Here is a 23,506-nt window from a genome sequence, read left to right as displayed (position 1 = left end):
AAGTGAATTTATTGTGCATCGGCCATGGACGTAAATGAGTCGGCGTAAAACTCATCGTCGGGCAAGCCACATTGCGCAGTGAAATCACGCTAGGCCGACTCGATCACAATGGGTGCGCCGCAGGCATACACCTGGTGCCCACTCAAATCAGGAAAGTCTTGAATCACTGCCTGGTGCACAAACCCGGTTCTTCCTGCCCAGTTGCAATCGGCAGTGGCATCGGAAAGCACAGGAACAAATTTGAAATTTGAATACTCGGCAGTCCATTGCATTGGCAAATCCAGCATGTACAAATCTGCCTTGGTTCGCGCCCCCCAATACAATACGAAGTCGCGCGTATTGTTTTTAAAGAAAGCCTGTTCAAGCAATGATTTAATGGGGGCAAAGCCAGTACCGCTGGCAAGCAGAACCACTGGTTTTGTAGAATCATCACGCAAGAAAAATGTACCGAATGGTCCTTCAAAACGCAAAATCTCTCGTTCTTTCATCGTGCTGAATACACGATCAGTGAACAAACCGCCTGGCATGTGTCGAATGTGCAGCTCGATACCACCTTCCTGATACGGCGCATTGGCCAAGGAATAGCTGCGGCGAGACCCGTCACGCAACATGAACTCAATGTACTGCCCCGCATTGAATTGCAGCACCTCATTGGCGGGCAATTGCAATTTGAGAACAGCCACATCGGTCGCGGGTTTCTCGATACTTTGCAAACGGCAAGGCATTTTTTTAATGGGTATATCACCCAAACCGGAAAGTTCTCGTACCTTCAACTTCACCGGGCTCAAGGGCTTTGCACAGCAGGTGAGTACTTTTCCGCGCACGCGCTCTTCTTCGCTTAACGCACGCGACTGGTAGGTGCCGTAATCCACCTGGCCTTCAATCAAATCAGCCTTGCACGATCCACATGCGCCGTCTTTGCAGCCATATGGCAAAATGACATTTGCGCGCAGTGCTGCCGACAACAAAGTGTCATCAGACTCGCATTCATACTGTTTTTGACTGGGAAGAATTTCTACGTTGTGAATCATCAAACTACTTTCCGTGACATCGACAAACCCGATGGGCTATTTTTCAAACGCAGTTTGCCCCGTCGCTTCAGGCAAAGCAATGTGAGCGTTGCAGGCTGCGGGCAAGTGGGTTTGGTCTTGTTGCAAACCTTTCCAGATCAACATTTTACAGCGACTTATCGCCCTGGGGCGGAGACTGAGGCAAAGCGTGCCGCCATCTTGGCACACAAGGCTCGCCCACTGGCCATTGACCTGAATTCAAAAAGCTCGCTGCTGCGTTTGATCGCGCTGGGGCACCGAATTATCTGGATGGCACCACCCAACTCGACTATACAAACAGACAACACACTGAAGAAACTGATTTTGTGGGCCGCCACGCGCGCAAAGGCGTACAACAAACCTGCACCGCGCATTAGCTATGTATCAACAACCGGCGTTTACGGTAATGCGCAAGGGCAATGGATCAACGAATACACACCGTTGAATGCACAATCGGACAGGGCCAAACGGCGAGTCCATGCCGAGCAACAACTGCGAATGGGTTTAAAACTTGGCGTACATGTTCACCTGCTTCGTGCCCCGGGTATTTATGGTGACAACCGCTTGCCAATCGATCGAATTAAAAATGGCACACCCGCCTTGCTGCCCGATGAAGACGCATGGTCCAACCACATTCACGAACTGGATTTGGGCCGTTTAAGCCGCTGGGTAAACTACAAGGGTGGTGTATTTGAGGTACTGAACGCTTGCGATTCCAAACCCAGCAAAATGGGAGACTACTTTGACTTGGTGGCCGACGCATTTCAACTGCCACGCCCACCCCGCTATTCAAGGGCAGAAGTGAAACAAATGGTCAGCCCCATGATGTGGAGCTTCATGTCGGAATCACGGCGTATTGAATCAATGAACCAGAGAAAACTGGGATTCCGCCTGCGCTATCCCAGCGTGGCCGACTTTCTCGCCGTGAAATCCTGAGTGAACGTCAACTGCTTTTTCAGGCAAACATTTTGTCGATATTTTTGTCGATTTCAGCCTGAATTTTCCCCTTGAATGCTTTCAACATAAAGCCCAGGGAAATATCAACGGTCACGTCTTTGTCAGTGACATCAAGCTTGCCCTTCACACCAGAGCGCGTGAAATTCAGGGTGTTGCCCTGCCATTGGCTATCCAGCTGGAATTCTTTTTGCAGTTGATCAGCCAATTTTTGGGCAGTTTGCCTGGCTTCTTCCAGGGTTAAATTGTGTGCTTTGCGGGCATGAATATCAGACATATCGGCTCACTCTTGAAGGTGTTATAGCCGCATATTAACCCAGCGCGAGTTCACACGGTAGAGAACCAAAAATCGAACGCCATTTTAGATGAAGGTGTCAGATCATTCTCAAAGCCCACAACTCGCTTGGCAAAGCGCATTTGAGAATCAATAATTCGTTTGAAAATTCGACTGTTGGCCGATTCCCTGGCGATAATTTTACGCCACGCGGTCAACTGCGCCTTCAAAATATCATCGGGTGTGACGTAATACCGAACACCCTGCTTGCGGCGCATTTCCTCGTAGTCAGTTGAAAACCGGTCGGAGGCCTTCCAGCTTAGATCGGCTGACGAGGCCTGCAAGGCGTACCGAATAATGGAACGCATGGCAAAGGGCAAACTGTCAAAACGCTGTTTATTGAAAATAACCTCAAACACTTCACTGCTTTGATGAAAGCTGCGAATCATGCACACCGAAGACACGCTGGGAAAACCCAGGGCGCGGTCTGAACTGGGGTTGTTGAACTCCGCAGCATCAATCAAACCTTTGTCCAGCCAGGGCACAATGTCTGCAGGTTGCAAGGCCGTGGTGATCAAGCCAAGTTCTTTGAATACCTCAGCTGCAAGCCCCACAGCCCGAAAACGCATTTTGTCGAGATCCTTGATGCTCTCGATGCGATTTTTAAACCACCCCAAAGGTTGTGGTGTCAAAGGCCCGTACATAAAGCCCTGAATGTTCAGGTTCATTTCTTTTTGAACCAACTCGTCGTAGAGCTGTTGACCGCCACCGTACTGAAACCAGGCCAGAATCTGGTTCGAACTCATACCGAAGCTCGGGCCACTTCCAAACAGGGAAAACGCCGCATGGCGATCGTGCCAATAGGTGGGGACTCCGTGACCGCCGTCGAGCTGCCCCTTGTGCACGGCATTTTGAATACCGAACGCTTTCACGATGCTGTTGGTGGGGTACACATCGATACGCAGCTCGCCGCCCGACATGTCGTTCACCTTTTTGGCAAAGTCTTGGGCAAACTCATTGAAAATGTCTTTGGTGGGCCAGGTGCTCTGAAACTTGAACACAATTGGCTTTGCTGTTTTGACCGAAGCCGCTGACTGGGCAAGCACAGGGGCCGCCATGGCTCCTGCAGCGCCTGCCACCAAAGCCTTTTGTACAAAACGTCGCCGGGAATCGTCGCGCATACTTATTTACCGACCAGAATAAGATGCACTCGATAGGGGCCATGGGCACCCAAAACAATTGTTTGCTCAATGTCTGCCGTGCGCGATGGGCCAGACACAAAATTCAGCGCACGTGGCATGACACGCCCTTCTTTTCGCAAAAGCTCAAATGCATCTTCCATGGTGTGCACCACTTGGTCATCACGAACAATTGCAATGTGTGTTTCAGGCAAAAGGTGTGTACTTGCGGGTTCATCTACTTTGCTGGCAAACACCAGCGTACCGGTTTCAGCCACCGCACAGGCCACTGCGCTGATACCAATCAAGTCGTCACCGGTGGGTGCGCCAAGGCGCTTCTCATGCGGCAAAACCGACCAGTCAAGTTCATTCAATGCTGGCCAAATGGCAACGGTACCGGCTAATTCATTCTCGGCAAGGTAAGAAGCGCAAGCTTGAGTCACCTCGCCAAGAGACTTTACCCGTTGCACCGTACACAGCATCGCCCTGGATTTTTCCTCAAACAGGGCAACCACGTGTTCAACCGGGCTGGGTGCCGGGCCTCGGGTTTTTCGGGTCATATAACTCTTGGCCAGAGTCATTTCATTGTCGTGCATCGTTTCAGGCCGGGATTGAAGGCTGCGAATCCGATTCAGAATTTCTGACCGCGCCGCGGAGGTATCCAGATCATCGTCATTGAAAGATTGGCTCAAAGTACACCTTTAAGTGCGGCTCGAAGCCGCGAGTAGTTATTACCCAACACAGGTATTCGTGACAATCATTATAGAAAAAGCACGCCGCAATCGCCCCTAGGGTATGCCCCATGCCAATTGGTAAATTCGAGCGGAGGTTCAGGTGCAATGCAGCCCAATCGATTACAATGACTTGTTATCTTGCTTAACCAATCATTTTCACCATGACACACGTAGTTACCGAGTCTTGTATTAAATGCAAATACACCGATTGTGTGGATGTTTGCCCAGTCGACTGTTTCCGCGAAGGTCCCAATTTTTTGGTGATCGATCCCGACGAATGCATCGATTGTGCTGTTTGTATTCCTGAATGCCCTGTCAATGCGATCTATGCCGAAGAAGACGTACCCGCTGATCAGGTCAAGTTCATTGACATGAACGTGGAGCTGGCCAAAGACTGGCCAAGTATCACGCGCATGAAAGCGCACCTGCCCGACGCCGATGACTGGAAAGACGTCCAAGACAAGTTGCAATACCTTGAGAAATAATCAACCTCGAGCCAGTTCTAATCGAGTAGTTCAATGAGTGAAGTTGAAGACAAATACACCCGGGAAACAATTACCAGCGTACGTGTCTGGGTGCCGGGCAAATTGTTTTCCTTCACTTGTAGCCGGCCAGCGGGCTTTCGCTTCACCGCGGGGCAATTCGCAAGGCTGGGCGTAGACAACACCCTGCAATTGCCGGGCGAACCTGAAATCATCTGGCGGGCCTACTCCATGGTGTCGGGCCCGTTTGATGAACATCTCGAGTTTTTCTCAATTGTCGTTCCCGACGGTGCTTTCACAAGCCACCTAAGCCAGCTTCAGGTGGGATCTCCCATCTACATCGACAAAACCAACTTTGGTTTCCTCACCACGGCACGATTCGAAACCGGCAACGACCTTTGGCTGTTGGGATCAGGTACTGGCCTGGCACCATTTCTTTCGATTCTTCACGACCCACACACTTGGGAACAGTTTGAAAACATTGTGCTGGTTCACAGCGCCCGCACAGCCGAAGAACTGGTCTATCAAGAGATGATCAATGGTTTTGTTGAACACCCAGTGCTCAGTGAACTAATTGACAACGTCAAAAAACGGTTTGTTTATGTGCCGGTGGTTACCCGTGAAAAAGTCCACAACTGTTTGAGCGAGCGAATTACCACGCTACTGGAACAAGGTGCCTTGACCGAATATACTGGTTTACCCATCAACATTGAACGCAGTCGTTTCATGATTTGTGGCAACCCCGAGATGGTCACCGATATTCGTAAAGTATTGAAATCAAAAGGCTATTCCCCTGCACGCCGAAACAGCCCTGGTGAAATTGCCGTTGAAAACTACTGGTAATCGAAGAATCACTCAAACATGTTGCAATGCAACAATGTTTGCACGATAATCTTTAGTACCCTGACACATCATTGTCAAACCATGACAATCGCCTAATAAAGCCGGAGGCACCCCATGCTGTATCAAATGCACGAATTCCAGCGCGCACTACTCAACCCAATGACCATCTGGGCCGAAGCTGGCTCCAAGCTGTACAGCAACCCGTTCAGCCCATTGGCCCATTTGCCGATGGCACGTCGAATTTCCGCTGGTTTCGAGCTGATGTACCGTTTGGGCAAAGAGTACGAAAAACCCGACTTCGGAATCACCACTGTCAAATGCGGCGACCGTGAAGTGTCGATTGCCCAGGAAATCGTTGAAACCAAACCTTTCTGCAAGCTGATCCATTTCCGGAAAATGATCCCTGCTGAATCCAGACCCCTCAAAGCCCAGCCCAAGGTTTTGGTGTTTGCGCCGTTGTCGGGCCACCACTCCACCTTGCTGCGCGACACAGTCAAAACCCTGTTGCAAGACCACGATGTATTCATCACCGATTGGGTAGATGCCCGCATGGTGCCCCTGTCCGAAGGTGAGTTCCACCTCGATGACTATGTACATTACTGCATCGAATTCATTCAGTTGCTGGGTCCCGATGTACATTTGATTTCAGTGTGCCAACCCACCGTGCCGGTTATGGCTGCGGTCTCGCTGATGGCGTCGAACAAAGACCCCAAACAAGCCAAAAGCATGACCATGATGGGCGGCCCGATTGACACCCGCGAAAGCCCCACGGAAGTGAACAACCTGGCCATGAAAAAGCCCTACTCCTGGTTTGAAAACAATGTGATTTACAGCGTGCCACACACCTACCCTGGCTACCTGCGCCGCGTGTACCCCGGCTTTTTACAGCACTTGGGCTTTGTCAGCATGAACCCCGACAAACACACGCAAAGTCATTACGACTTTTACATGCACCTGGTTGAGGGTGATGGCGAAAGCGCTGAGAGCCACCGCCAGTTTTATGATGAATACAATGCCGTGCTGGACATGCCGGCTGAATACTACCTGGACACCATCAAAACCGTATTCCAGGACCATGCTTTGCCGCTGGGCACCTGGGAAGTTCGAGGTCACCACGTAAAACCGGAAGATGTAAAAACCGTTGCCCTGCTGACCATTGAAGGCGAGCTCGATGACATTTCAGGCCCAGGCCAAACCAAAGCCGCACTCAAGCTGTGTAAAAACCTGCCTGCGGACAAGAAAGAGCATTACGAAGCCATGGAGTGCGGACACTATGGTATCTTCAGCGGTCGCCGTTGGCGTGAAAAGGTTTACCCGAAAATCCGCGAATTCATAGCCAAGAATGCATGAGCAACTTGTACAACAGATAGACGATCTACTTCCTCAAACCCAATGCACACAATGCGGGTTTGAGGGCTGCTTGCCTTATGCCAATGCCTTGGCCCGACAAGAGGCTGACCTGAACCGTTGCCCCCCAGGCGGCGAGACCACCATTGCGGCATTGTCTGCACTTCTCAATCTTCCAGAAAAACCTGTAGACCCCAACTGCGGCTCAACCATTGAGCGACACATTGCGAGCATCAACCCCCAGCATTGCATTGGCTGCACCTTGTGCATCAAGGCGTGCCCAGTTGATGCCATCGTTGGCAGCAGCAAACGCAGGCATGCGGTCTTGGCTGAACTCTGCACGGGCTGTGAGCTGTGCATTCCTCCCTGTCCGGTTGACTGCATCGACATGGTGTTCATACCGGCATTCAGCGCTTGGGATCAAACCCAGGCGCATGCGGCCCGTGCGCGAATGCAGACCGGGGAAATACGCTTGATGCGTCAAAAAGACGAGCAGTCGGAAAGACTCGAAGCCAAGGCAATTCACAAACTGGACGAACTCGATGACATCCCCAGCCCTGATGCTGCTGCGAAGAAAGCGGTAGTACAGGCCGCGCTGGCCAGGGCGCGGGCACGGCGACAGACACAATCATCATGAACAAAGAAAAACGCACCGAGATTTTTAAACGTTTTCAGCAGACCAACCCGGAACCAAAAACCGAGCTTGAATATTCAACCGCGTTTGAATTACTTGCTGCGGTTTTACTGAGTGCACAAGCCACGGACAAAGGTGTGAACATTGCTACGCGCAAGCTGTTTGCGGTCGCCAACACACCAGCGGCGATTGCAGCGTTGGGTGTTGCGGGCGTAGAGGATTACATTAAGACCATTGGTCTTTTTCGATCAAAAGCCAAGCACCTTGTGCAAACAGCCAAAATTTTGCGAGACGAGCACAATGGCGAGGTACCTGCGGACCGGGAAGCACTTGAAAGATTGCCTGGTGTGGGTCGAAAAACCGCCAACGTGGTGCTCAATACCGCATTTGGACAACCCACCATGGCGGTCGATACGCATATTTTCAGGATCAGCAACCGCACTGGAATTGCCCCCGGAAAAGACGTACTTGAAGTTGAAAAACGCCTGCTAAAGCTGGTGCCACAAGAATTCATGCTAAATGCACACCACTGGCTGATTTTGCATGGACGCTATGTGTGCAAAGCACGCAAACCGGAATGCACTCGTTGTAGTATCGTGGACTTGTGCGAATTCAAAAAGAAAACAACATGAGCCACGCAATTTGCGTTCAAGTGTTTACCGAGGTCAGGCTTGAGGACGCGGCTACGCTGATTGAAGACGCAGTGGAAAAGGCGGGCTTACGCCGGCACTCCGACTATATCAGCCGGGTTATTCTTTTGTGCACACCCCATTTCGCCCCTCTGTTACAAGATCTTGCACAACTGTGTGTCAGCAAAACCAACTGTATGAATGTTTGGGGTGGCTGTGCCTCCGGTTTGTTGGGTCAAGGCCGCGTATACAGCAACGAACCCACCGTTCTGGTTGCAGTGTTTGGGAAAGAATTTGAAACCCCGCAAGACAACATTCCGACCGGGCATGCGGCATTGAACCTGTGTATGGTTGAGCACGAGCAAGTGCTGACCGACCACTGGACACTGGCCGATTTCGAACCAGAATCAAGCGTAGTACAGGCCGACACCCTGGGTTTGTTGTCGTACGGCGCAAATTACGCGAAAATGCCGCGTGTTGAACATGGTCGCCTTAGCGGCGAAGCCATATGCGCAACGCAGTTATTGGTACAAAACCCCTTGGTTCTGAATTCAGAAGGACTCACCTTTCTGGGGCCCTATCAAACGGTGACGGAAAGCAATGGTCTTTTCCTGATTCGTGTGGGCAATGAAAAGGCTGCCACAGCGCTTCAATGCCCAAACGAACAACCCCGCCCCGTGGGTATGCGCTTGCAAGTAGTTCACGAAAAAGGCGAAAGCTGGATACCCGTGATGGAAATTCATGCTGACGGCACTTTGGGACTGGCTGCACCCGTACTAAAAGGGCAAAAAGTGCGCTTGGCCCACAGAACGCCCAAGGCGATTGACCGGGAAATTCACGAATGGATGCCCACGGTCAATGCGCATTTCGACAACCAGGCACCGCAGGTGGGTATTCTTTTCGCTGGTTTTGAGCGCAGCCAAATGTGCCACGCTGACGACAACGACATTGCCACAGTATTGACCCATTTCCCGATTACCGAATGGATTGGTGTTTTTGGTCAAGCAGCATGGCTAAACCAGGGTGGCACGGTAGTTACGCCCCCAAGAAACAATCGACTCAGTCTGTGCCTGTTTAATAGCCCACAGATGCAATAAAACGAGGTGCCCCTTTCATGTTCAACCCCACACGCGACCAAGCACGACTGTTTTTCTTGAACAGCTGGAAGAAATACCACAAGGAAGAACCATTGAGTGAGGCGGAAAGCCTGGCTTTGCAATGGATGACCAAACACCCCGAATACTTTGAAATTTTTGACACTGAGCCCGAGGCTATTCTTGCTGCGGACTTCTCGGTAGAGGCAGGCCAAAGCAATCCGTTTCTGCACCTGTCCATGCACCTGGCAGTGGCCGAGCAAGTCAGTATTGATCAACCGCCTGGTATTCGGGCAGCCTTCGTCAAATTGTGCGAGAAAATGGGCGATGACCACAAAGCGGCCCACCAGGTGTTTGAGTGTTTGGCTGAACAAATTTATCAGCAGCAAAAAAACGGCGTCGCATTCAGCAGCGAAAACTACATTCAGTGCATTCTTGAGCACAGCGGAGTTTAACCGCCCAATCGAACTACCCAATAAAAAACCCGCCTAAGCCGAGAAGCTTGAAGCGGGTTTCATGATGTTTCAGGTTTGGTGAAACCCGAAAGACCAATTTACTTTTTCAGGTACAAATCACCTTCAACTGAGGCAAAGAAAGCTGACAGATCATTGATGTCTTGCTGGCTCAGACCAGCAGCCATACCCACCATAATTGCATTATTGCGTCCGCCCTTCTGATACTGCTTCAAGGTGTTTGCAATGTAGTCCGCGTGCTGACCAGCAAGCTTGGGGTAAGAAGGATCCATGGTTTTGTTCCAGTTGCCTTCAACAGCGTGACAAGCCGCGCACTGGGCTTCGGCCTTGGCTTTGCCAGCGGCAATGTCTGCCGCCTGAACTGAAAATGATGCTGCAAACAAGGCTGCAGCGATAGCGAATGTAGTTTTCATATTGAGTGGTCCTTGTTGCAAATCACTTGGCTTGTGCGTAGTACGCAGCCAGGTCAGCGATGTCTTGTTCGGTCAACGTTTCAGCAATTCCGCGCATGGTGGGGTGCTTGCGGTCGCCTTTTTTGTAGGCGATCAACGCGGCTTCAATGTACTTTGCGTTCTGGCCTGCAATATAGGGCACGCTGTACACCTCGGGGAAGCTGGCTTTGTAACCGGGAATACCATGGCAGCCAATGCACATGGACTTCTTCGATGCCGCTGCCTCGGCGTTGCCTTCGACAGCCATTGCGGGGGTAGCAAAAGCCACCGCAGCCAACAGGCCGGTTGCGCCGATTGCGCTCATTGCGCGCATTGCGCGAACAGTCAAACCGATACGTTTCATCTCGCTCTCTCGTCAACAAATGTAATTGGTGGTCAGCCGCGCCATATTGTGTAATGGGTGGCGCTGGGCAAAAACCTTGCTATTTTACGGTTGATCGGGCACTTAGTCTACGAACAGCGAGTCGAAAGCACCAAATTGGATGAAAAATTCAGCAAATAAGCCCCAAAAAGCACTTACACTGGCGATATTGAATTACAAGGAATTACAAAAATGCGTTTTGAAGGTAGCAAAACCTACGTCGCAACCGACGATTTGAAACTGGCAGTCAATGCGGCAATTACTTTGCAGCGCCCCTTGCTGATCAAGGGTGAGCCCGGCACTGGCAAAACCCTGTTGGCCGAGGAAGTGGCTGAATCACTGGGCCTGGAGTTGATGCAGTGGCACATTAAATCCACCACGAAAGCACAACAAGGCTTGTATGAATACGACGCGGTTAGTCGCCTGCGCGATTCGCAACTGGGCGAAGAACGTGTCAAGGACATCGCAAACTACATTGTGAAAGGCGTGTTGTGGCAAGCCTTCGAGAGTGACAAACCTGTGGTGCTGCTGATTGATGAAATCGACAAGGCCGACATTGAGTTTCCAAACGACTTGCTGCGTGAAATTGACCGCATGGAATTCTTTTGCTACGAAACCAAGCAGTTGATCAAGGCCAAGCACCGCCCCATCGTGATCATCACATCGAACAACGAAAAAGAGTTGCCAGACGCGTTCCTGCGCCGCTGCTTTTTCCACTACATTCAGTTTCCGGACAAAGCCACCATGGAAAGCATTGTGGCGGTTCACTTCAAGAATTTGAAGAAAGAGTTGCTGGATGCGGCCATGGCCAGCTTCTTTGGCATTCGTGCCCTGCCCGGCTTGAAGAAAAAACCCACCACATCCGAGTTGATTGATTGGCTGCGCCTTTTACTGGCCGAAGACATTCCAGCCAGTGCCTTGCAAGCCAAAGACGGCAAAGAAGCCATACCCCCCATGCACGGCGCATTGCTGAAAAACGAGCAAGACGTTGAACTGTTCAATCGCTTGGTGTTCATGGCCCGCCAGGGTCGCTAATTAAGGCTTTTGCTGTGTTACTGGATTTTTTCTTTCAACTTCGCGACGCCAAGATTCCCGTCACCGTGCGGGAATACCTCACCCTGCTTGAAGGGATGAAGGCGCAGTTTATGACGCCCAGCCTGGACAACTTCTACCATTTGTCCCGCCTCACGCTAGTAAAAGATGAACGCTTTTTCGATCGGTTTGATCAAGTGTTTGGCAGCTATTTCAAAGGGCTTGAAAAGAACATGGATTTGTTCGCTCAATTGCCCAAGGACTGGCTTGAAAAGCGGTTCAATCGCGAGTTCACGCCCGAAGAAATGGCAGCCATTGAAGCCATGGGCGGGCTGGACAAGCTGATGGAGCGCTTGAAAGAGCTGCTGAAAGAGCAAAAGGAACGCCATGAAGGCGGTAGCAAGTGGATTGGTTCTGGCGGCACCTCGCCTTTCGGCAACAACGGCTTTAATCCTGAGGGTGTTCGAATTGGACAAGATGAGAGCCGCAACCGCCGTGCCGTGAAAGTTTGGGATCAGCGCCTGTACCAGGATTACGACGATGAACTGGAAATTGGCACCCGCAATATCAAAATAGCGCTTCGCCGACTGCGCAGATTTGCGCGTGAAGGTGCACAAGAAGAACTGGATCTGGACAACACCATTGAATCCACTGCGCGAAACGCGGGCTGGCTGGATTTAAAAATGCGCCCCGAGCGACACAATTCTGTGAAAGTACTGATGCTGCTCGACGTGGGCGGATCGATGGACGACCACATTCGGCGCACAGAAGAATTATTCAGCGCAGCAAAAAGCGAATTCAAGCACCTGGAGTTTTATTACTTCCACAACTGTGTCTATGACTTTTTGTGGAAAAAGAACCACCGCCGCCACAGTGAACGCTTTCAGACCCACGACATACTGCGCACCTACAACAGCGATTACCGCCTGATATTCGTGGGCGACGCCACAATGAGCCCATACGAAATCCTGCAACCGGGGGGCTCGGTGGAGTACAATAACAAGGAAGCTGGCGCAGTGTGGTTGCGTCGTTTTCTTGATCGATTTCCGAAAGCCGTCTGGCTTAATCCGGAACCCGAAGGGCTTTGGCAATATCGCCAAAGCGTTGAAATCATTCAAAATATCATGGAACACCGCATGCACCCCCTCACGGTCGGTGGGCTTGAAACTGCAATGCGATACCTTAGTAAGTAATCCTTGTATTCCTTTTTCTGACCCTCCCCGTTATTAGCAGCACATACACATTTCGTGTGGAGAAAGAAAATGGAAATCAAACGTACTCACCCCCTGATCATTACTGCCGCCGTTGCCATTATTTTGGCCGCCGGTATCGCAATTGCCTCCATGACCGGCCTGCTCCCCAGCAGCAACGCCAACATGAGCGATCAGGAAATAGCCCAGATGGAAGAAAAAGCACGTCTGGAAGAAGAAGCGAAAGCCAAGCAAGAGGCGGCTGCCAAGAAAGCAGCATCCAAACCAGCCCCAACAAAAGCAGCCGCCACTTGTAACACGTGTGGTCGGGTTGTTGAAATTCGCCAGCGTACCGTTCAAGGTGAAGGCTCCGGTATCGGTGCTGTAGCAGGCGGTGTGGTGGGCGGCCTGCTGGGCAATCAAATTGGCGGCGGTAGCGGCAAAAAAGTGGCGACAGCGGCTGGTGTAGTCGGCGGTGCTGTGCTGGGCAACAAAATTGAAAAAGACCGTAATTCGACTACGCAATACGATGTAGTGGTTCAGTACGACGCTGGCGGTTCAGACGTATTCAGCTTTAGCAGCGCTCCCAACTGGCAGTCTGGTGACCGTGTGAAAGTTGTGAACGGTCAGATCACCTCTAGCCTGTAAACCCGCTCATCTGTTTACAGGATTTGTTTGGTCACCCAGCGATGGGTGACCTTTTTCGTTTCAATAGTCTGTTGTGGAACCAGTTGAAACTCTGAGGCACTCAATTCAAATTCCCCCTTGAATGGAACCTCTACATGACAGCACTGCATGACCCCGATTTAATCAAGGCCCTGGCCGCCTGGGTGGGACAACTTAAAAGCCCCTATCATGAGGACAAGCAAGTGAACAACTACCCCGTGAAGCTCATGTCAAGTTCGCCCAATGCCTGGCTTGAAATCAAGCAGATCGAACAAGGCATGATGGAAATTACCTGTATTCACAGAGTGATGGAACAGGATGAACACTGCGATCTGGAGGGGATCCGAAAGGAATGCAGCCAGTTCAATGCGCTGATGGAACGTGTCCGCCTTCCCGCTTACATGTGGGAAGACCGGCACAAGGCTGAATTTCAGTTAAGGTGGCAAGAAACTTTGGTCACACAGGCTGATTTGAAGTATGTTCAGCGATTTTTTGAACAATCACTGTACCTGGCCAATGCCCTGCAAAGCAGGCTGGGCTGGGCACTGAATAGTCAGCCCCAGCCACTGAGCCATTAAAGCAGAATCAAGCAGCCAAACCTGTCAGGCTTTAACCGTCAACAACAGCATGTTCAAGCGGCGAACAAAACCTGCAGGGTCTTCCAACTGGCCACCCTCAGCCAGCACCGCTTGGTCAAACAACACATTTACCCATTCATCGAAATGATTGTTCTCAATTTTCAAACGCTGAATGAACGGATGCTCGGGATTTAGCTCCAGAATTGGCTTGGTATCAGGCGCGTTTTGACCTGCCTGCTTCAACATGCGTTTTAAATGCTCGCTCATACCAGCCTCGTCTGCCACGATACAGGCAGGGCTGTCGGTGAGGCGCAAGGTAACACGGGCTTCCTTGATGCGATCTTTCAGCAGGTCTTCAACCTTCTTCAGCACATCCTTGAACTCGTCTTCAACTTTCTTTTTGGTTTCCTTGTCTTTTTCATCCTCAAGGGCACCCAAATCCAAGCCACCTTTGGCACAGCTTTGCAATTCCTTGCCTTCAAATTCCTGCAAATAGGAGAGCATCCATTCATCAACCCGGTCACTCAACAACAACACTTCAACACCCTTTTTCTTGAACACTTCCAGGTGCGGGCTGTACTTGGCGGCAGCATAGGTGTCAGCGGTCACGTAGTAGATTTTGTCCTGCCCTTCCTTCATGCGGCCCACATAGTCAGCCAGGGAAACTGTTTGCGCGTCGCCCTCACTTTGCGTAGTGGCGAAACGCAGCAGCTTGGCAATGCGCTCCTTGTTGGCTGGGTCGTCGCCCATGCCCTCTTTCAGAACCTGGCCGAATTCTTTCCAGAATGTGGTGTACTTTTCCGCTTCGTTAGCGGCCATGTCCTCAAGCAAGCCCAGCACCTTTTTCACTGAACCTTCGCGAATGGCTTTTACATCGCGGCTTTCCTGCAAAATTTCGCGTGATACGTTCAAGGGCAAGTCGGAAGAATCGATCACACCCTTTACAAAACGCATGTAGGGTGGCATCAGTTGCTCAGCATCGTCCATGATGAACACACGCTTCACGTACAACTTGATGCCCTTTTGCTGATTGCGATCCCACAAGTCATAAGGCGCCTTGGCGGGAATGTACAGCAGCGAGGTGTATTCCGAACGGCCACCTTCCACGCGGTTGTGCGTATGCGCCAAGGGGTCGGCAAAATCGAAGCTGATTGTTTTGTAAAACTCGTTGTACTGTTCAGCCGAAATATCTGATTTGGACCGCGCCCACAAGGCATTGGCCTTGTTTACATTTTCCCATTCAGCCGTGCCTTTCATGCCTCCGGCTTCTTCGTCCCATTCCTCTTTCAGCATTTGAATGGGCAAGGAAATGTGGTCTGAGTACTTGGTCAGAATGCTCTTCAATTTCCAGCCGGAAAGCAATTCATCTTCATCCGCTTTCAAGTGCAAAATGATTTGTGTGCCGCGGTCCGCTTTTTCGATGGCTTCCACGCTGAATTCGCCATCGCCTTTGGATTCCCATTCAACGCCTTCAGCGGCCGGCAAACCTGCCCTGCGGGAGCGCACGGTGACTTTGTCGGCCACGATAAACGCGGAATAAAAACCCACACCAAACTGGCCAATCAGGGCGGCGTCTTTTTGCTGGTCGCCACTTAATTTCCCGAAAAATTCTTTGGTTCCGCTTTTTGCAATGGTGCCCAAGTGTTCAATGGCGTCCTCGCGACTTAAGCCAATGCCGTTGTCGTCGATCGAGATGGTGCGGGCCTCTTTGTCAAAGGTCACCCGAATTTTCAACTCGCTGTCATTTTCAAACAGACCGGCATTGTTGATGGCTTCAAAGCGCAGTTTGTCGCAAGCGTCGGAGGCGTTGGAGACCAGCTCGCGAAGAAAAATTTCCTTGTTGGAATACAGGGAATGGATCATCAAATGCAGAAGTTGCTTGACCTCTGTTTGAAAACCCATTGTTTCCTTCATTGCACCCATGTTGTTTGCTCCCTTCATGTTCTATTTTCGGATGACGATATATGGGGATTCCACAAGAGATTTCAAGGCGAAAAAAAAGCCCCGAAGGGCTTTTTTTAACCAGCTTTGCGCAGCGTATCGGCTTTGAACTTGATGTCGAGTTCTTTGCCCTTGCGCCCACGTTTACCCAGGCGTTCAGCCAGCAAAGCAGGCTTTAGCACTTCCTCTCGATCTTTGCCGCCACGGCCCACACCGGCAACCACCAGGCTATCCGCAGATCCAAAGGCAATTGCGGCCACCAAGGAGTCTTTGTCATCAAGCGGCAACAACTGCACACCGCGCCCGCCACCGGAAAGCTGCTTCAACTCCTCCAGCATGAACACATGAAAACGCCCGGCCTCAGAAAGCACCGCCACACGGTCGTCTGTAGGCATCAACAACACAGGTGGCAACAGCTTTTCACCAGGGTTCAGGCTGATGAACTGCTTTCCCGCCTTCATGCGGCTTTCCATATTGCCAGCAGCGGCCAAGAAGCCGTAGGCTGCACTGCAAGCAAGAAACACTGGCTGGGTAGCCTGTGCAGCCAACGCGTGGCTGAGAGTGCCTCCATTAAGCTCAACAAGGCTTTGCGCCGGTATGCCATCGCCCCTGCCACCCGGCCAGGCTGCAACCGACACACTGAACACCTTGCCCAGCGCGTTGCCTGCGCCAAACAAGTAGGTGTTGTCGGTGGTTTTGCATTCAAAGGCTGCGTACAGGGCGTCGCCCACCTTGAAGGTGAATTGGGCGGCGTCGTGACCGTGACCCTGGCGGTTTCGAATCCAGAATTTCTGGGAAACAATCACCGTAGTGGGTTCTTCAACCACTTTCACCTCAATGCTGGCTTTGGTGGCCTCTTCAATCAAGGTTCGGCGGTCATCGCCATAGGTGTCCGTGTCTTTGCGAATTTCACCAATAATTCGGGTTTTCAGTTTGCCATCATCGGCCAGCAAGGCTTCCAGGTCGGCTTTTTCTTCGCCCAGCTTGGCCAGTTCCTGCTCAATCTTGATTTTTTCAAGACGAGCCAATTGGCGCAGTCGAATTTCAAGAATGTCTTCGGCCTGGCGATCGCTCAGCTTGAACGCCTCGATCAGCGCGGGCTTGGGTTCATCGCTTTCACGAATCACCTTGATCACTGCATCAATGTTCAGCCACGCGATCAGGCGACCTTCCAGCACGTGGATTCGGTCATTTACCTGTGCCAAGCGGTGCTGGCTGCGGCGGGTCACGCACACTTTTCGGAATTCAATCCAGTCCAGCAACATGGCGATCAGACCGCGCTGACCGGGGCGACCGGCATTGTCGATACTCACCAGGTTGATCGATGTATTGGTTTCCAGGCTGGTGTGGCTCAACAGCAGGTTTGAAAACTCTTCAACAGACACATTCCGGCTTTTCGGCTCGAACACCAAACGCACCGCATTTTCCTTGCCTGATTCATCCCGCACAGCATCCAGCATGGCCAATACCTGTGCTTTCAGGTTTTGCTGCTCGGTGCTCAGGCCTTTTTTTCCAGCCTTCACTTTGGGGTTGGTCAGTTCTTCAATTTCTTCAAGCACTTTGGCCGTGCTGGTGTTCGGTGGCAGTTCCTTGACCACCAACTGCCATTGGCCACGGGCCATTTCTTCAATGTCCCAACGGGCACGCACCTTGATTGAACCCCGGCCGCCCGCATAAATTTCTTTCATCGCACTGGCAGGCGAAATAATTTGCGCACCACCCGGAAAGTCGGGGGCAGGCAAATGGCCCATGATGGTATCCAGGTCGGCATTCGGGTGCTTGATCAAGTGGATCGTGGCTGCGGCCACTTCCCGAATGTTATGCGGTGCAATGTCAGTGGCCATACCCACTGCAATGCCAGACGCGCCATTCAACAACACAAACGGCAGGCGCGCAGGCAACAACTTGGGCTCTTGAAAGCTGCCATCGTAGTTGGAAATAAAATCGACAGTGCCCATGTCCACTTCGTCAAGCAGCAGCTTGGCGATGGGTGTCAAACGGGCTTCGGTGTATCGCATGGCGGCAGCACCGTCGCCATCGCGGCTACCAAAGTTGCCCTGGCCATCGATTAACGGGTAGCGCAAGGTGAAGTTTTGCACCATGCGCACCAGTGCATCGTAGGCAGCCTGGTCGCCATGCGGGTGATATTTACCCAATACGTCACCGACCACGCGAGCCGACTTCACAGGCTTGGCATTGTTGGCCAAACCCATTTCATTCATGGCGTATAAAATTCGCCGCTGCACGGGTTTTTGGCCATCAGCACACTCGGGCAATGCCCTGCCCTTGACCACGGAAACAGCATAGTCCAGGTAGGCACGTTCGGCATAAAGGCCCAGCGTAATCGTTTCAGAGTCGTCGCCAGAAGGTGGCGTTGCATCCAGGGTTAGTTGTTCCATGCGGTGCTTCGAGGTTTCTTATTTTGAAAATTGACGTTGACGAAGGGTTTCAAACAGGCAGACCGAGCTGGCCACTGACACATTCAGGCTTTCAACACTGCCGATCATCGGAATTTGTACCAGCTGGTCGCATTTTTCACGGGTCAGGCGGCGCATGCCATCGCCTTCTGCACCAAGCACCCAGGCAATGGGGCCGTTCAAATCCGCGTCATAAAGTGTATCTGTGGCCTCACCCGCCGTGCCGATACACCAAACGCCCGCATCCTGAATTTCTTCCAGCGTGCGAGCCAAGTTGGTCACGGTGATCACAGGGATTGTTTCTGCTGCGCCACAAGCCACCTTCGAGACCACCGGGGTGATTCCCACCGATTTGTCTTTGGGCAACACCACAGCGTGCACACCGGCGGCATCGGCACTGCGAAGGCAAGCACCCAGGTTGTGTGGGTCAGTCACACCATCGAGCACCAGCAGCAAGGTGTTCTTGCCGTGGGTATCAATGATTTCAAACAGATCGTTACTTTTCACCAATTCTTTGGCAAATGCCACCACACCTTGGTGCTGTTTGTGACCTGCTGCTTTTTCCAAGCGATCGGAATCGGCTGCACTTACCTTCACGCCTGCGGCCTTCACCTTGTCGATGAACTGCTGCATTCGCTTGTCTTTGCGGTGTTGGTCAACCAACACCTCTTCCACGCTGGCCGGCGCTGTTTTAACCCGGGCCGACACGGCATGAAAACCATACAAAATGGCCAATTGATACGCTCCGCTTATCTAGGTTTTTTCGCTGCAGTGCGCATTTTAGACCCAGTGGCGGGCTTGGGACGGGCAACACGCTTGGCTTTTTGAATTTCTTCCTTGCGTTTTTTCTCGGCAGCCGCTTTGCTACGCGATTCGTCAGCCGCGCGTTTTTTATTAACACCCCGTGAATTGGTACTTTCCTCGGGCGGCAGCACAGGCGCTGTTTTGCCCGCATCTTGCACCGCATTCTGTAGCTGAGTGGGGTTGGTACGGCGACCCTGCTGCCGCTGGGGCCGGTTGCCAGACTTGCCATTCGGCTTGGCTGAACCGGGATCTCGCATCAAACTCTCGAACTTCACGCCCTGAACCAGACGAAATTCAATTCGGCGCGCATCAAGGTCAACCCGTGAAACCTGCACGTTGATTGGGTCGGTCAGCCGGTAGCGAATACCGCTGCGCTCGCCACGCAATTCATGCAGGCTGTCGCTGTACTGAAAGTACTCGGTACCCAGTTCAGACACGTGCACCAGGCCCTCAACATAAAGGGCATCAAGCGTAATAAACAAGCCAAAGCTTGTTACGCCCGATACATGGCCCTGGAAGGTATCGCCCACGCGTTCTTTCATGAAGAAACACTTCAGCCAGGACATCACATCGCGAGAAGCTTCATCCGCGCGTCGTTCTGTAGAGGAAAACCAGTTACCGGATTGATCCCAGCGAGCCAGTTCCTCGGCCTTGTCCACACGGCGCTTGGGGTCGAAATCTTCGAACTCCCGCTCGTCCAGTGGCAGAGGCACGTAACGCTTGCCAGCCAACAGGGCTTTAATACTTCGATGAACCATTAAATCTGGATAGCGGCGAATCGGCGATGTAAAGTGCGCATAAGCCGGATAAGCCAGGCCAAAGTGGCCGCTGTTATGTGGTGTGTAAATGGCCTGCTGCATGGAACGCAACATCATGGTTTGCAACAAGGCCTGATCGGGGCGACCCTGAATTTTCTTCATCAGGTTCGCATAGTCCATGCTGGTGGGGTCATCGCCACCGTCCAGCGTCAAACCCACCGAGCGCAAAAAGGCGCGCAGGTTTTGCAATTTCTCAACGGTTGGCCCTTCGTGCACGCGGTACAAACTGGGGTGTTTGCTGCGTTCCAGGAAATCCGCTGCACATACGTTGGCCGCTAGCATGCATTCTTCAATCAATCGGTGCGCATCGTTGCGGCGCTTGGGCACAATCTTGTCAATTTTGCCATCGGGATCGAGCATCACCTGTGTTTCAACCGTGTCAATTTCCATTGCGCCACGGCGCTGGCGCGATTCAAACAGCACCTTGAAAAGCGTGTACAGGTTTTCAATGTCGCCATACCCTGAGCCCATGGCCTTGGCGGCCATGCTTTGCGGATCGGTCAGTGCATCCCAAACTTGGTTATAAGTTAACCGGGCCGATGAATGGATCACGGCGTTGTAAAACTGATAGGCCTTGATCGCACCCTTGGGCCCAAGGATCATGTCGCACACCAGCACCAGGCGGTCCACGCCCGGGTTTAGCGAACACAGTCCGTTGGAGAGCTTTTCGGGCAGCATGGGGATAACCCGCCGCGGAAAATAAACGGAAGTACCACGCTTGGTGGCCTCTTGGTCAATCGGTGTGCCTGGCAAAACATAATGACTTACATCGGCGATGGCCACCAGCAAACGCCAGCCGCCCTTGGTGTCGTTCGATGGGGTGCAATACACTGCATCGTCAAAATCTCGTGCGTCTTCACCGTCGATGGTGACAAAAGGCACATCGCGTAAATCCACACGCCCTTTCAAATCTTTGTGCTCTACCTCATTCGGAATACTTTCCGCCTGATTCATGGTCATCAAATTGAACTCATGCGGCACATCGAATTTGCGCACAGCAATTTCGATTTCCATACCGGGATCGTCCAGCTCACCCAGTACTTCAGCTACTTTACCTATCGGCTGAGAATGTCGCGTAGGCTGCTCGACAATTTCTACTGTAACCACCTTGCCCGGCGTGGCATTACCGACGTCTTTGGGCGATACCAGAATGTCGTGTTTAATGCGCTGGTCTTCGGGTATGACCAACAAAATGCCGCGCTCGGAAACAAGGCGCCCAACCAAGCGGTTGGTTTTGCGTTCGGTCACTTCAACAATAGTGCCCTCGGGTTTGCCGCGGTGATCTGTGCCGGTAATTCGCACCAACACACGGTCACCATGCAACACCTTTTGCATTTCACGCGGGGAAAGGAATGCGTCGGGTCCCCGATCGTCCCGAACCAGAAAACCGAAACCATCACGATGCCCCGCCACGCGGCCAGCCACAAAATCCAGTTTGGTAGAAAGCAACAACATGCCTTTTCTGTTGGGCATTAATTGGCCATCACGCTCCATGGCATTCAGGCGTTTTTCAATGATGGGGATTTGATCTTCGGTGAGTTTAAGGTGCTCGTAAACCTGTTCGCGGGTTAAGGGGGCTTGCGCTTGGCGCAGTACAGCCAGGATGTCTTCACGACTTGGGATTTTTATTTCTGTTTTATGCATTGACAAATTTATTTATTTCATTAGAATTCACGGCTCGCACCTGTGCCCAGGTGGCGGAATTGGTAGACGCGCTAGGTTCAGGTCCTAGTGGTGGTAACACTGTGGAGGTTCGAGTCCTCTCCTGGGCACCAGCAATTTTCTTCCCTATGCGTTTCAACGCAGTGTACAGCACTTTCCCAGCTTTAATTCTGAATTTCCAAAGCGCTTTGCGAATTTGCATTGCCGCTGGTGCCTGCAACACAAATTCGCTAATAATTTCACTTAGAAACCATAGCCCACGCTGAAAATCAGGCTGCTGTCGGTTTTCTTAACCCCAGGCGGCGGCATGTTGTCGTAGTCCACATTCAGCTGCGTGGCCACGTTCACGTTTTCAACAATGGGAACCCGCAAACCGATTTTTGTTTTGAAAAGTGCATCAGCCGTGTCTTCCAGGCTGATCGACAAATCATTGTTGTTGAAAAACACCAAGCGCTTGTCCCAAAATTTGCGCTCGTAATTCAAACCGAGGCTTAGCGAGGGAAAAGACTCATCGGATGCAACAATGTAATCTTCATTGATGTAAGCCAAACCATATTCAGTGGACAACTTCGCACGTTCGGTTTCAAAAAACTGGTAACCATAACCTGCACCAAGTGAGGTTCTCAAATTCAAATCAGCCAGCTTGTCTTGCTCTCCCTTTGCATTCACAAACAAGTAATCTTTCTCGCTTAAAAACGCATCGTACTGGGTCAACAAATAACGGTTCGACGTCGTGGTCACGCCAGCGGACTCAGCCTCGTTGACTTCGGCAGCCAGGGTGTATCTGTTCTCAGGTGTGCGGGCGATAAATTCCGCATCAAAGTTCAAGGCCTCATCTTCGGAATTGCCTCGGTTAAACACACCCCCCAAATTGGCCCGTCCACTGTATTTCACAGAGTTATCAACTACAGGTGGGTTAAACATGGCAACGTCAGCCTTCTGTAGCGGCTTGGAGCGTCCCAAATCGCCTTGATCAATGATCAACTCGCCTTGCTGGCTTAAGGTCACCTTGCCCTTCGCAGCGCTACCATTTTTAAGCTTTACAGTGACACCTTCGTCGGACTGCAACTCCAGCACCTGCTTCCAGGGCAATTCAACGACGCCAATCATGGGCGACTTGAAGGTGAGAATGTTGTCGCTGAGCTTGATGACTTCGCCGGTCAGGCGATCACCATTCGTCAACACCACATTTGCGGCATTAACCGGACTACTGAATAGGGAAATTGCGAGTGCGCAAGCTGGCGCTAATTTGAAAAAACAGGGGGAATTTTTCACGGCTACTTCTTGTAAAACAGACATTGTCCCGAGGTCTCCTTGGCAGGTAATTGGACCCATAGGATAACACATCGGATTTTAGGCCTTTTTAGGCCATAAATAAGGCATTGTTGACGGGAGTTAATACCAGATATTCAGTGGAAATCGCGAGTTTCAAATGGCTGCACGATCCAGATATCGGAATCGAGATACTCGGCTGCAAAATCAGGCTTGAAAACCGACCCGGGCTTTACCCAAACCACCGCGGTTTTAAGCTCATCAATGCCGGGGCAATGTGTACGCAAATGCCCACACAAGGCCTGCAAAGTGTGCCCGGTGTCAGCAAGATCGTCGACCAAAAGCACCTTGCCACTTACTGGTGAAACAGACGCAATACTGGCTGAAAGACGCAACTCGCCCTGCGCGGTTCCATCTTCATCACGGTAAGAAGATGCAGCAATCACAGCCATGGGTTTACGCAGTGAACGGGACAAGCCGTCAGCCAGAAACAGACCCCCACGGGAAACACCCAAAATACAATCTGGGCGAAAGCCTGAATTTTGAACAGCGTTCACCACCTGATCAATCAGGTGGTGGTACTGCGCATAATCAATGTGCAGCTTGCCGCTCATTCTCGTGA

23 protein-coding genes, 1 tRNA gene and 1 pseudogene are annotated in these 23,506 nt (G+C 51.6%); 13 read left to right on the top strand and 12 right to left on the bottom strand.

Annotated features, from left to right (window positions below; translation table 11 throughout):
- Nucleotides 1-8: 8 nt before the first annotated feature.
- A pseudogene (locus P0D43_RS09215) lies at nt 9-1,031 on the bottom strand (CDP-6-deoxy-delta-3,4-glucoseen reductase).
- Between P0D43_RS09215 and P0D43_RS09210 the strand changes: the two are divergent.
- Complete coding sequence (locus tag P0D43_RS09210) at nt 1,023-1,985, top strand: SDR family NAD(P)-dependent oxidoreductase (protein ID WP_341237275.1); 963 nt, start codon at nt 1,023-1,025, stop codon at nt 1,983-1,985. The pseudogene P0D43_RS09215 and the gene P0D43_RS09210 sit on opposite strands and share 9 nt — an antisense overlap.
- Before the next feature lie 19 nt (nt 1,986-2,004).
- Here P0D43_RS09210 and P0D43_RS09205 read toward each other — a convergent pair whose 3' ends face one another.
- Genes P0D43_RS09205 through P0D43_RS09195 form a run of 3 tightly spaced genes read right to left on the bottom strand, consistent with a single transcriptional unit; the run spans nt 2,005 to nt 4,147 of the window.
- Complete coding sequence (locus P0D43_RS09205) at nt 2,005-2,280, bottom strand: polyhydroxyalkanoic acid system family protein (protein WP_159568714.1); 276 nt, start codon at nt 2,278-2,280, stop codon at nt 2,005-2,007.
- 50 nt (nt 2,281-2,330) lie between these two features.
- Entirely contained in the window at nt 2,331-3,458 is a 1,128-nt protein-coding gene (locus P0D43_RS09200; RefSeq protein WP_159568715.1) for a TRAP transporter substrate-binding protein, read from the bottom strand.
- Nucleotides 3,459-3,460: 2 nt separating this feature from the next.
- Nucleotides 3,461-4,147: a lactate utilization protein C gene (locus P0D43_RS09195; RefSeq protein WP_236550800.1), complete on the bottom strand. Its 687-nt coding sequence runs from the start codon at nt 4,145-4,147 to the stop codon at nt 3,461-3,463.
- A 203-nt stretch (nt 4,148-4,350) separates the two neighbouring features.
- Between P0D43_RS09195 and fdxA the strand changes: the two genes are divergently transcribed.
- The 7 genes from fdxA (at nt 4,351) to P0D43_RS09160 (ending at nt 9,673) form a co-directional block, all read left to right on the top strand.
- Entirely contained in the window at nt 4,351-4,674 is a 324-nt protein-coding gene (gene fdxA / locus P0D43_RS09190) for a ferredoxin FdxA (protein WP_394672253.1), read from the top strand.
- Between the two features lie 33 nt (nt 4,675-4,707).
- Nucleotides 4,708-5,514, top strand: a complete 807-nt coding sequence (locus P0D43_RS09185; RefSeq protein WP_159568717.1) for a ferredoxin--NADP reductase — start codon at nt 4,708-4,710, stop codon at nt 5,512-5,514.
- Between the two features lie 114 nt (nt 5,515-5,628).
- Nucleotides 5,629-6,864, top strand: a complete 1,236-nt coding sequence (locus P0D43_RS09180) for a polyhydroxyalkanoate depolymerase (protein WP_341237277.1) — start codon at nt 5,629-5,631, stop codon at nt 6,862-6,864.
- Nucleotides 6,857-7,498 (top strand): RnfABCDGE type electron transport complex subunit B, encoded by a 642-nt coding sequence (locus P0D43_RS09175; protein ID WP_394672252.1) that lies wholly within the window; start codon nt 6,857-6,859, stop codon nt 7,496-7,498. Before P0D43_RS09180 ends, P0D43_RS09175 begins: the two co-directional genes overlap by 8 nt.
- Nucleotides 7,495-8,127, top strand: a complete 633-nt coding sequence (gene nth, locus P0D43_RS09170) for an endonuclease III (protein ID WP_394672251.1) — start codon at nt 7,495-7,497, stop codon at nt 8,125-8,127. Before P0D43_RS09175 ends, nth begins: the two co-directional genes overlap by 4 nt.
- Nucleotides 8,124-9,221 (top strand): hypothetical protein, encoded by a 1,098-nt coding sequence (locus P0D43_RS09165; protein WP_159568721.1) that lies wholly within the window; start codon nt 8,124-8,126, stop codon nt 9,219-9,221. Before nth ends, P0D43_RS09165 begins: the two co-directional genes overlap by 4 nt.
- Before the next feature lie 17 nt (nt 9,222-9,238).
- Entirely contained in the window at nt 9,239-9,673 is a 435-nt protein-coding gene (locus P0D43_RS09160) for a DUF1841 family protein (RefSeq protein WP_159568722.1), read from the top strand.
- Nucleotides 9,674-9,771: 98 nt separating this feature from the next.
- On the opposite strand, the gene P0D43_RS09155 is transcribed toward P0D43_RS09160, so the two are convergent.
- Nucleotides 9,772-10,104 carry a cytochrome c gene (locus tag P0D43_RS09155; RefSeq protein ID WP_159568723.1) on the bottom strand — a complete coding sequence of 111 codons (333 nt, stop codon included), beginning with the start codon at nt 10,102-10,104 and terminating at the stop codon, nt 9,772-9,774.
- A 22-nt stretch (nt 10,105-10,126) separates the two neighbouring features.
- A complete protein-coding gene (locus P0D43_RS09150; RefSeq protein ID WP_236550839.1) occupies nt 10,127-10,390 on the bottom strand; it encodes a c-type cytochrome in 264 nt (87 codons plus the stop codon).
- A gap of 306 nt (nt 10,391-10,696) precedes the next feature.
- On the opposite strand from P0D43_RS09150, the gene P0D43_RS09145 reads away from it, so the two are divergent.
- From P0D43_RS09145 to P0D43_RS09130, 4 genes are all read left to right on the top strand, one after another.
- A complete protein-coding gene (locus P0D43_RS09145) occupies nt 10,697-11,539 on the top strand; it encodes a MoxR family ATPase (RefSeq protein WP_159568724.1) in 843 nt (280 codons plus the stop codon).
- 14 nt (nt 11,540-11,553) lie between these two features.
- Complete coding sequence (locus tag P0D43_RS09140) at nt 11,554-12,729, top strand: VWA domain-containing protein (RefSeq protein ID WP_341237279.1); 1,176 nt, start codon at nt 11,554-11,556, stop codon at nt 12,727-12,729.
- 69 nt (nt 12,730-12,798) lie between these two features.
- A complete protein-coding gene (locus tag P0D43_RS09135) occupies nt 12,799-13,374 on the top strand; it encodes a glycine zipper 2TM domain-containing protein (protein ID WP_341237280.1) in 576 nt (191 codons plus the stop codon).
- 134 nt (nt 13,375-13,508) lie between these two features.
- Complete coding sequence (locus tag P0D43_RS09130) at nt 13,509-13,970, top strand: hypothetical protein (RefSeq protein WP_159568727.1); 462 nt, start codon at nt 13,509-13,511, stop codon at nt 13,968-13,970.
- A gap of 24 nt (nt 13,971-13,994) precedes the next feature.
- Here the strand turns inward: P0D43_RS09130 and htpG are convergent, their stop codons facing one another.
- The 4 genes from htpG to rnr form a co-directional block, all read right to left on the bottom strand.
- A complete protein-coding gene (gene htpG / locus P0D43_RS09125; RefSeq protein WP_341237286.1) occupies nt 13,995-15,893 on the bottom strand; it encodes a molecular chaperone HtpG in 1,899 nt (632 codons plus the stop codon).
- A gap of 95 nt (nt 15,894-15,988) precedes the next feature.
- Nucleotides 15,989-18,310 (bottom strand): DNA topoisomerase IV subunit A, encoded by a 2,322-nt coding sequence (gene parC, locus P0D43_RS09120; protein ID WP_394672250.1) that lies wholly within the window; start codon nt 18,308-18,310, stop codon nt 15,989-15,991.
- A gap of 18 nt (nt 18,311-18,328) precedes the next feature.
- Complete coding sequence (gene rlmB, locus P0D43_RS09115; RefSeq protein ID WP_008248701.1) at nt 18,329-19,063, bottom strand: 23S rRNA (guanosine(2251)-2'-O)-methyltransferase RlmB; 735 nt, start codon at nt 19,061-19,063, stop codon at nt 18,329-18,331.
- A gap of 14 nt (nt 19,064-19,077) precedes the next feature.
- Nucleotides 19,078-21,594 (bottom strand): ribonuclease R, encoded by a 2,517-nt coding sequence (gene rnr, locus P0D43_RS09110; protein ID WP_394672249.1) that lies wholly within the window; start codon nt 21,592-21,594, stop codon nt 19,078-19,080.
- Between the two features lie 44 nt (nt 21,595-21,638).
- On the opposite strand from rnr, the gene P0D43_RS09105 reads away from it, so the two are divergent.
- Nucleotides 21,639-21,725: transfer RNA gene (locus tag P0D43_RS09105), tRNA-Leu, on the top strand.
- Between the two features lie 130 nt (nt 21,726-21,855).
- Here the strand turns inward: P0D43_RS09105 and P0D43_RS09100 are convergent.
- Together P0D43_RS09100 and P0D43_RS09095 are read right to left on the bottom strand one after the other, a co-directional pair.
- Nucleotides 21,856-22,911: a DUF481 domain-containing protein gene (locus tag P0D43_RS09100; RefSeq protein ID WP_341237674.1), complete on the bottom strand. Its 1,056-nt coding sequence runs from the start codon at nt 22,909-22,911 to the stop codon at nt 21,856-21,858.
- Nucleotides 22,912-23,021: 110 nt separating this feature from the next.
- Nucleotides 23,022-23,498, bottom strand: a complete 477-nt coding sequence (locus tag P0D43_RS09095) for a phosphoribosyltransferase (protein WP_159568732.1) — start codon at nt 23,496-23,498, stop codon at nt 23,022-23,024.
- Nucleotides 23,499-23,506 lie beyond the last annotated feature (8 nt).

The sequence above is a fragment of the Limnobacter sp. genome, assembly GCF_043511195.1.
GTDB lineage: Bacteria > Pseudomonadota > Gammaproteobacteria > Burkholderiales > Burkholderiaceae_B > Limnobacter.
Note: the sequence above shows the minus strand (reverse complement) of the source record. Positions and strands in the feature narration are given on the sequence as shown.